Genomic DNA, 9,146 nt, shown 5'->3' on the forward strand with positions numbered 1-9,146 from the left:
AAGGCGTGGTCCAGGCCGGTACCGCGACCGTGGTCAAGCAGGTCGGCAAGCCGATCGCCGGCAAGACCGGCACCACCAACGAGGCCAAGGACGCCTGGTTCGTCGGCTTCTCGCCCGACGTCGCCGTTGCCATCTATATGGGCTATGACAAACCGCGTCCGCTCGGCAAGGGCAACGCCGCGACCGGCGGCCATCTCGCAGCTCCCATCGCACGCGACTTCCTCCAGCTCGCGCTCGCCGACAAGCCCGCGGTCCCGTTCAAGGTGCCGGCCGGCATCAAGCTGGTGCGGGTCGTCGCCAAGTCCGGCATGCGCGCCGGTCCGGGCGAGACCGGCGGAACCATTCTCGAAGCCTTCAAGCCGGGCACGGCGCCGCCGGATAACTACTCCGTCATCGGCGTTGCCGATGCCGATGGGCGAGGCGGCGTGCCGGCGTCGCAGCAGCAGCAGCCGGATTCCGGTTTCTTCATGCGGCCGGGCACCGGCGGGCTGTACTAAGGCTTAGGACAAGACAGACGTTCGTCGCCGCGGCGGTTGCGCTTTGCAGCCGCCGCCGCTACATCCCGTTGTCATTAGACGCGGAAAAATTCCGCGAGACCAGAGAACCACATGCGCGCCGAAATCGAACGGTTGGTAGAAGAGATCAAGCAGTCTGTCGGGCTGCTGAGGAGGCATCTTTGACGTCGAGAAATCGACGGCGCGCCTCGCTGAGCTGAACAAGCTCGCAGAAGATCCCAATCTCTGGAACGATCCCCAGAAAGCCCAGAAATTGATGCAGGAGCGCACCTCGCTTGAGGATGCGCTCTCCGGCATCGGCAAGGTCGAGCAGGAGCTCGAAGACGACATCGGCATGATCGAGCTCGGCGAAGCCGAGGGCGATGAGGGCGTTGTCAAGGAAGCCGAAGCCGCGCTCAAGACCCTCAAGAAGGAAGTCGCCCGGCGCGAGCTCGAGGCGTTGCTGTCGGGCGAGGCGGATAGTTTCGATTCCTATCTCGAAGTGCATGCCGGCGCCGGTGGCACCGAAAGCCAGGACTGGGCCCAGATGCTGCTTCGCATGTACTCGCGCTGGGCCGAAACCCACGGCTTCAAGGTCGAGGTGCTGGAAGAGTCCGAGGGCGAAGAGGCCGGCATCAAGTCCGCGACCATCCAGGTCTCCGGCCACAATGCCTATGGCTGGCTGAAGACCGAGGCGGGCGTGCACCGCCTGGTGCGGATCTCGCCGTTCGATTCCAACGCGCGGCGGCACACCTCGTTCTCGTCCGTTGCTGTGTTTCCGGTGATCGACGACACCATCAAGATCGACATCAAGGAATCCGACGTCCGCGTCGACACCATGCGCTCCGGTGGTGCCGGCGGCCAGCACGTCAACAAGACCGAGTCCGCGGTGCGGCTGACGCATATCCCGACCGGTGTCGCCGTGGTCTGCCAGGCCGGCCGCTCGCAGCACAAGAACAAGGCGCAGGCCTGGGACATGCTGCGCGCGCGGCTTTACCAGATCGAGCTGAAGCGGCGCGAAGAGAAGGCCGCCGCCGACCAGGCCGCCAAAACCGACATCGGCTGGGGCCACCAGATCCGCTCTTACGTGCTCCAGCCCTACCAGATGGTGAAGGACCTGCGCACGGGTGTGCAGACCTCCGACACATCAGGCGTGCTCGGTGGCGATCTCGACGACTTCATGGCCGCGACCCTGGCGCAGCGCGCCTTCGGCACTCCCGGCGCCGACATCGAGGACGTCGACTGATGCCCCGGATCGCCTTCATCGGGCTTGGGCGGATGGGCCATGGCATGGCCGGCCGCTATCTCGATGCTGGCTTCACGGTGACGCTGTGGAATCGCAGTAAAACAAAAGCGGAAGACCTGATCGCGCGCGGCGCGCTCTGGGCGACCTCGCCTGAGGACGCGGCGATCGACGCCGACGCCGTCGTGACCATGGTCGCCGATGATGAGGCCTCGCGTGCGGTCTGGCTCGGGCCCGAGGGCGCAGCCAAGACCGCGAAGGCCGGCACCATTGCGATCGAATGCTCCACCGTCTCCTATGACCATGCGCGCGAGATGGGCCGCGAGATGAACGCTCGCGGGCTGATCTATATCGATTGCCCCGTGACGGGATTGCCGGATGCGGCCGCGAGCGGAAAGCTGACGTTGCTCGTTGGTGCCGATGCCGCCGATCTCGAACGCGCGCGGCCTTATCTGACGCCGATCGGCTCGACCATCCGCCATTTCGGCGCGGTCGGCTCCGGCACGGTCTACAAGCTGATCAACAATCTGATGGGCGCGATCCAGATCGCCGGCCTCGCCGAGGGGCTTGCCATTGCCGAGCAGGCCGGGCTCGACATGAACCTCGTGCTGGAGTCGATTCAGGCGGGCGTGGCCGCGAGCCCGCAGGTGCAGCGTCATTCCAAGCGCATGGTCTCCCGCGATTTCTCCGGCGCGACATTCACGGCAGCGCTGCGGCACAAGGATGCCGCCTACGCGGTGAAGCTCGCCGAGAGCCTGCTGGCCGACAAGCCGCTGGTCGCGCGCGCCGCGGTGGAAGCCTACGCGCAAGCGAAGGCCGCGATGCCTGACGACGACGAAGGCAAGATGATCGAACTGGTGTCGCGGCCGAAGAAACCGTCCTAGCGGCCGCATCGACATGGGGCAGCCTCGTTCGGAACGCGGTCTCGGCATTGCCCTCGTCATATCAGCTGCGATTGCCTGGAGCACGGCGCCGTTCTTCACACGTCTGTTGCCGTTCGATCCCTGGACCATTCTGTTCTGGCGCGGCGTGTTCGGCGGCAGTCTGATCTCGGTGTTTCTCGTCGTGATGCAGGGACGCGGCGCGCTGCGGCAATTGGTGGCGCCGGGACGCGGCGGCTTGCTCGTCGCCTCATTGTCCACGCTCGGCATGGTTTCCTTCATCCCCGCGCTCCAGATGACCAAGGTGATGAATGTGGCTGTGCTGATCTCCACGCAGCCTTTCGTGGCCGCGGCGCTGGCGTGGCTGTGGCTTGGCGAAGCCGTAACATGGCGTACCCTGATCGCGAGCCTCGTTGCCTTTGGCGGCGTCGCCATCACGGTCGGAGGCATCGAAGCCGGGGCTGATGTTGGAGGCGTGGCGCTGAGCTGCCTCATGGTACTCGCCATCTCGGCGATGACGGTTGTGATCCGACGCTACCAGGAGACATCGATGGTGGCAGCGGCGGCGTTGTCGAATTTCCTGGGAAGCCTCGTCAGCCTTCCGTTTGCGCACGACGTCGTCCATATCGACAGCGCCAACCTCGCGATCCTCGCGATGTTCGGCTGCTTTCAGGTGGCGCTGGGGCTGACATTCTACATGCTCGGCTCGCGCCTCCTGCCGTCGAGCCAGGCTTCCCTGATTGCGACGCTGGAAACGCCGCTGATGCCGTTCTGGATCTGGATTACCTTTCGGGAGGTACCTGCCGTCCACGCCCTTGTTGGCGGTGTTCTGGTCGTTGGGGCGGTGGTTGCGGATATCGCGGTTGACGCGCGAAGTCGCGATCGATCCTGAATCTCGCCCTTTACCCGGAAATCGGGTGGCAATTTTGGTCGCGCAGTCCTAGCAGGTCGGACCATCGCTGTGAGACGCCATGTCCCCGATCGACAACCGTATCGACGCGCGCGACTGGTCGCTGCTCGCTGTGCTCTCGGCGCTCTGGGGCGGCTCGTTCTTCTTCAACGGCGCGGCGCTGCGGGAATTGCCGCCGCTCACGCTGGTGTTTATGCGCGTTGCACTTGGTTCAGCCCTTCTGCTGCCGCTGCTCCGTTTTCAGGGCATCGCCTTTCCCAAGGGCATCGCCGGCTGGAAACCATTCGTCGCGATGGGGCTCCTCAACAACGTCATCCCGTTCTCGCTGATCGTGATCGGCCAGACTTTCATTCCAAGCGGGCTGGCGTCGGTCCTGAATGCCACCACGCCGCTGTTCACGGTGATCGTGATGGCCGCGGCGGGCGAAGAGGCCTTACGGCTCCGCCGCGTCGCCGGCGTAGCACTGGGCCTCGCCGGCGTGATCATCCTGCACGGATGGGGTGTCGAGACACGGGCGGGGCAGGGGCTGGGCATCCTGCTCTGCCTCGGCGGCGCCTTCAGCTATGGCTTCGCGGCGCTGGCGGCGCGCCGGTTGTTGAAGGACTCCCCGCCGCTGGGGACGGCAGCATATCAACTGATGGCTTCCACGGTGATGATGGCGATCGTGGCCGGCGCAGCGGAGCAGCCGTGGCGTCTCCCGCTGCCGGGCGTGACGATTTGGCTCGCGGTGCTCGGCCTTGCCGGCCTGTCGACGGCGCTCGCCTATATCGTCTTCTTCCAGATCCTGCGGCGGTCGGGCGCAACCAATGTGATGCTGGTGACACTGCTCATTCCCGTCACCGCCATTCTTCTGGGATGGCTTGTGCTGGGCGAGCCGATCTCGATGCGAGAGATCGCGGGCGCGATTGTGATCGGCAGCGCATTGCTGGTGATCGACGGGCGCGTTCTGAACCTGCTGCGGCGCGGCACATAGTTCCAGAGCCGCCGTTTCATCTTACGGAAAATCGTGGCGCTTGCCAGCAGAGAGCCACCTTGCGACACTCTCGGCAAAACAAGACTATAAAACACAGGGGAGAGAACGATGCCGGGTCGTCGCAATAGCCTTGCTGCCCTCGCCATTCTAGCTGCCGGCGCGCTCGTCACGACACCGGCCCTGGCGCAGAAAAAATACGACCCCGGCGCCACCGACACCGAAATCAAGCTCGGCAATATCATGCCCTATAGCGGGCCGGCGTCGTCCTATGGCGTGATCGGCAAGACCGAGGCAGCGTTTTTCAAGATGATCAACGATCAGGGCGGCATCAACGGGCGCAAGATCAATTTCATCAGCTATGACGACGCATATTCGCCGCCAAAGGCGATCGAGCAGGCGCGCAAGCTGGTGGAGAGCGACGAGGTGTTGCTGATCTTCCAGCCGCTCGGCACGCCTTCGAACTCCGCCATCATGAAATACATGAACGCCAAGAAGGTGCCGCAGCTCTTCGTCGCCTCCGGCGGCACCAAATTCGGCGACCCCAAGAATTTCCCTTGGACCATGGGCTTCCAGCCGAACTACCAGAGCGAGGGGCGGATCTACGCGAAGTATATCCGCGACAACTTTCCGAACAGCAAGATCGCCGTTCTTTGGCAAAACGACGACGCCGGCAAGGACCAGTTCAAGGGCTTGAAGGACGGACTCGGCGACAAGGCCGATATGATCATCGCCGACAAATCCTATGAGGTCAGCGATCCCTCGATCGACTCGCAGATCGTTGCGCTTCACGATTCCGGCGCCGACATCTTCTTCTCATGGGCCGCGCCGAAAGGCTCGGCACAGGCGATCCGGAAGGTCGGCGAGCTCGGCTGGAAGCCAAAATTCTTCCTCGCCAATACGGCTACCTCGATCGCCTCGGTGCTCAAGCCCGCCGGGCTCGACTATGCCAAGGATATCATCTCGACAGCATATTTGAAGGATCCGACCGACCCGACCTGGGACAAGGATCCGGCGGTCGTCGCGTGGCGCACCTTCATGGATAAGTACTATCCCGAAGGGGACAAGACCAACGCCAACAACCTTTATGGCTACGTCCAGGCGGAGGCGATGGCGCAGGTGCTGAGGCAGTGCGGCGACAATCTCACCCGTGACAACGTGATGAAGCAGGCCACCAGCCTGAAGGATTTTCACACCGACCTGATGCTGCCCGGGATCATGGTCAACACTTCGGCCGACGATTATTTTCCGATCGAGCAGATGCAGCTGATGCGCTTCAACGGCCAGGCTTGGGAGTTGTTCGGCGACGTCATCACCGGTGAGGTCGGCCACGAGCGCGGCCAATAGTCAGGGCTGGCTCCGCGGCGGGCCAGTTGCCTGGTGTGATGAAGACGGGGCGAGCCTGCCGAAGCGTTGCGATTGCGAACGAAGCTGCGCACCTCGTCGTTCCCGGCATCCGTCCGCTTATTCGGTGACGAGATCGGCGGCGCGTTTCGCCTTCTTGCCGGTATTCTTGACTGTCTCGTCTCCGACCTTTTCGGCCTTGGCGCGAAGCTCACATTTGGTGCGGATCTCGTCGAGCTCGTCGTCGGTCAAATGCTCAATTCCCACGAAGGAATTTTGCACCGCGCTCACCCGGATCAGTTCGTCGAGCTTCACCTGAATGGCCGCGCTATCGCGATTCTGGGAATTCTGAATCAGGAAGACCATCAGGAATGTCACGATGGTGGTGCCGGTGTTGATCACCAACTGCCATGTGTCGGAGTAATGGAAGATGGGACCGGTGACCGCCCAAACCAGGATGATGCCGGCTGCAATCATGAATGTCAGCGCTCGCCCGGCCGCTTGAGATGTTCGGTTAGCAATATCGCTGAAGAGTTGAGCCGCGTTGTTACGTGGCTGGTCCGCTTTGCCCTTGGCCGGACGAGCTTTCGTATGGATCTGTTGCATCAGAAGATCGCGCCATTGAGGACCTGCGACCTAACGCGGATGGAACTCCGAAGTTCCGCCATGTAAACCTGGGACGAGACGAGCGCGCTCTCAACGAGCCTAGCCCGCGCTGAGTCGCACGCCGGCGCGCAAGAACTTCTGCGGATCGACCGCTTCGCCGTCGATCCGGGTTTCATAGTGCAGATGCGGCCCGGTGGAACGGCCGGTCGACCCGACGAGACCAACGACCTGGCCGATTCTAACGATCTCGCCGACCCGGACATTGATCTCGGAGAGATGGCCGTAGCGCGTCGCAAGGCCATTGCCGTGATCGACCTCGATCATGCGGCCGTAGCCGCCGGACCAGCCGGCCGAGACGACCTTGCCGTTGGCGGTGACGCGAACGGGATCGCCGCTCGCGGCGCGGAAGTCGAGCCCGGTATGCATCGCGGGCCGGCCGAGGAACGGATCGCTGCGCACGCCGAAGCCGGAGGTGAACTCGACCTCGCCGATGACGGGCTTGCGATAGGGCACGAGCGCGAGCGTGCGATTGAGCCGGTCCATCTCGGCTCGGGTGTTGTTGATGCGATAGAGCTGCTTCTCGAACGGCCCCGAACTGGCGGTGATTTTAACAGGCACGAACGGCCCGCCCATCGCGGTGCGCGGCACGGCGGCTTCGAGATTTGCGAGGTTCAGGCCGAGATCGCTGACGACGCCGCGCATCCGGCGCATGCGCGAATCCATGCCTTCCTCGACGGCGTTGAGCGCCGCCATCTGGCGACGCTCGACCTGGTCCAGCGAGGTCGTGAGCCGAACGACGACGTTGTCGAACCCCTGGTTCTTGGCGAATTGATTGACGGGCGGAGCTGCGAGGGTCGGCGCGCGCGATTCGAGCCGCGCTTCGCGATCCGGCGGCGCCACGAAGATCACGGTGTCGCTGATCGGCGAGGGCTTTGGCGTGCCCTGCGTCGTCTGGCTGGCATCGCCACGCTGCGGGGTGGAACGTGGAATCGATCCGGTCACGTCCGGCATGGACCCGAGCGCCGTGGCACGGGACTCCAGCGCCGTCTGGCGCTTCATGATCTGGTCGAGCTTCTGGTCGAACTGCTCCTGGTCGAGCAGCTGCCGGCTAGTGGTGCGGTCGACCTTGGCGCGCAGCTCGGCGATGCGGTCCTCATAGGCGTATTGCATCTCGGCCTGCCGGGCGATCAGCCGGGTGAGGACGTCGTCGCGGAAGGCGAAATAGGTCGCGGTTGCGGCCGACCAGAGCCCGAGCAACACGACAGTGCCGACCACGATCCAGAACACCACAGGTCCCAGGCGAACCTGCTTGCCGTGATGCACGATGGTGTAGGCGTCGTCGGTGTCCGGAAGGGGAAGCGCGGTTGCCACTGCGGCGGCACGGCGATGAAAGGCCCGTCCATGGTCGTGCGGGTGATGTTGGGGGTACTGCGAGAGTTGGGCAGAACTTTTCGACATCGGCACTCCCGCGCCGATCGGATGAGTCCGTTCGGCCTAATTGCCGCGGCAATCTGGGCCGGTCATGGTTAATTTTCCGGAAACGGAACCCCTTGAATTTAAATGATTGGTTAAAGGCTCCTTGCGGCTTCCAGCACCTCGTCGGCGTGGCCTTCGACCCGGACATTGCGCCAGATCCACGCGATCTTGCCGTCGGCGCCAAGCAGCATCGTGGTGCGAAGAATTCCCAGGAAGTTCTTGCCATACATGGACTTTTCGCCCCAGGCGCCGTAGGCCTCCAGCATCTCGTGCGTCTCGTCCGAGATGAGGGGCACGCCGAGACCGTGCTTGTCCCGGAACTTGTCCTGAGCCTTGACCGGATCGGCGGAGATACCGAGCACGGCGGTGCCAGCCTTGGCGAAGGCGCCGGTGAGCCGGGTGAAATCGATGGCCTCCCTGGTGCAGCCCGGCGTGTCGGCGCGGGGGTAGAAGAACAGGACCAGCTTCTGGCCGGTATAATCCGACAGCGCGACGACGCCGCCGCCGTCGCGGGGCAGGCGGAAGGCGGGAGCCTTCTGCCCCTCAGCCAAGCCGGCCTTCGCCGCCGTTTCAGGCGCGAATGCCGATTTGGAAGAATTTAACCGTTTCGATGCGGCCTTATGCGATGCTGTCTTTGCTATGGTCCCAGTTGATTTGCTCGCCGGTGTCCGCTGTGTTTTTGCGGACTTGGTTTGAGTCGCAGCCCGCGCTTTCACGGGCGTCTTTTTAGCCGTCGGAGTGACGGAGGGCGTTTTGGACGATTTCTTTTGGGATTTCTTGGACATACGCCTTCCTTTCGTCGCTTTCGGCGGGTCAACCAAAGCGGTATTGCAGCCCTTTTCCGCTATGCCGGAATCGTGCCCTCGGCGGGGCGAGTCTGACGACGCCGGAGTCTGGTTACAAGGAATTCCACGCACCACCCCACTGCTCGTTGAACGCGCTCCCGGGGCGACATGACGAACAGAAGGAATATTCGAGGTATGGCGGCAATGCCGGCGCGGGAAGCTTCGCTTCCCGTCGACGGCTGCGGCCCCGGCGGCGCTCAATCCCACGACGGGCGCCTGTATCGAGAGGCAATGCCAAGGAATACGTCGCCCCAGGATTACAATCGGGATTTGGATCGGCGCGGCAGCCAACCAGAGCAGCAGCAATGGGACGACGCCGACTGGGATCCGGATCAGGAAGCGGCGGCGGGCCATCGGGCGCGCCGGCTGTTGTCGCG

The 9,146-nt window shown here is 63.5% G+C and carries 10 protein-coding genes; 7 read left to right on the forward strand and 3 right to left on the reverse strand.

Translation table 11 applies throughout. The features are described 5' to 3' along the window. From IVB32_RS29325 to IVB32_RS29350, 6 genes are all read left to right on the forward strand, one after another. A partial coding sequence (locus IVB32_RS29325) for a penicillin-binding transpeptidase domain-containing protein (protein ID WP_247412184.1) occupies window positions 1–497 on the forward strand: 497 nt, incomplete at its 5' end. Between the two features lie 111 nt (window positions 498–608). Next, window positions 609–1,740, forward strand: a protein-coding gene (gene prfB / locus IVB32_RS29330; protein ID WP_143273426.1) for a peptide chain release factor 2 whose coding sequence is annotated in 2 segments (ribosomal slippage) — window positions 609–677 and window positions 679–1,740 — 1,131 coding nt in all. Because the reading frame shifts where the segments join, the coding sequence is not laid out codon by codon here. After that, window positions 1,740–2,621 (forward strand): NAD(P)-dependent oxidoreductase, encoded by an 882-nt coding sequence (locus IVB32_RS29335; RefSeq protein WP_085353511.1) that lies wholly within the window; start codon window positions 1,740–1,742, stop codon window positions 2,619–2,621. Before prfB ends, IVB32_RS29335 begins: the two co-directional genes overlap by 1 nt. A gap of 13 nt (window positions 2,622–2,634) precedes the next feature. Then, window positions 2,635–3,510 (forward strand): DMT family transporter, encoded by an 876-nt coding sequence (locus IVB32_RS29340; RefSeq protein WP_247412186.1) that lies wholly within the window; start codon window positions 2,635–2,637, stop codon window positions 3,508–3,510. A 79-nt stretch (window positions 3,511–3,589) separates the two neighbouring features. After that, window positions 3,590–4,501: a DMT family transporter gene (locus tag IVB32_RS29345; RefSeq protein WP_247371047.1), complete on the forward strand. Its 912-nt coding sequence runs from the start codon at window positions 3,590–3,592 to the stop codon at window positions 4,499–4,501. A 108-nt stretch (window positions 4,502–4,609) separates the two neighbouring features. After that, the gene (locus IVB32_RS29350; protein WP_247371050.1) at window positions 4,610–5,845 is read left to right on the forward strand and encodes an ABC transporter substrate-binding protein; all 1,236 of its coding nucleotides are present in this window, start codon (window positions 4,610–4,612) and stop codon (window positions 5,843–5,845) included. Window positions 5,846–5,962: 117 nt separating this feature from the next. Here IVB32_RS29350 and IVB32_RS29355 read toward each other — a convergent pair whose 3' ends face one another. The 3 genes from IVB32_RS29355 to IVB32_RS29365 all read right to left on the reverse strand — a co-directional run bounded on the left by IVB32_RS29355 (window position 5,963) and on the right by IVB32_RS29365 (window position 8,709). Further along, on the reverse strand, window positions 5,963–6,448 hold the full coding sequence (locus IVB32_RS29355) for a low affinity iron permease family protein (RefSeq protein ID WP_026232740.1): 486 nt from the start codon (window positions 6,446–6,448) through the stop codon (window positions 5,963–5,965). A 99-nt stretch (window positions 6,449–6,547) separates the two neighbouring features. Then, window positions 6,548–7,906, reverse strand: coding sequence for a M23 family metallopeptidase (locus IVB32_RS29360; RefSeq protein ID WP_198957644.1), 1,359 nt, complete (start codon window positions 7,904–7,906; stop codon window positions 6,548–6,550). A gap of 110 nt (window positions 7,907–8,016) precedes the next feature. After that, a complete protein-coding gene (locus IVB32_RS29365; protein ID WP_247371184.1) occupies window positions 8,017–8,709 on the reverse strand; it encodes a peroxiredoxin in 693 nt (230 codons plus the stop codon). A 204-nt stretch (window positions 8,710–8,913) separates the two neighbouring features. Here IVB32_RS29365 and IVB32_RS29370 point away from each other — a divergent pair. After that, the coding region (locus tag IVB32_RS29370) for a hypothetical protein (protein ID WP_247412340.1) at window positions 8,914–9,146 on the forward strand (233 nt) is incomplete at its 3' end.

Source organism: Bradyrhizobium sp. 23, assembly GCF_023073295.1.
Taxonomy (GTDB): Bacteria; Pseudomonadota; Alphaproteobacteria; order Rhizobiales; family Xanthobacteraceae; genus Bradyrhizobium; species Bradyrhizobium canariense_D.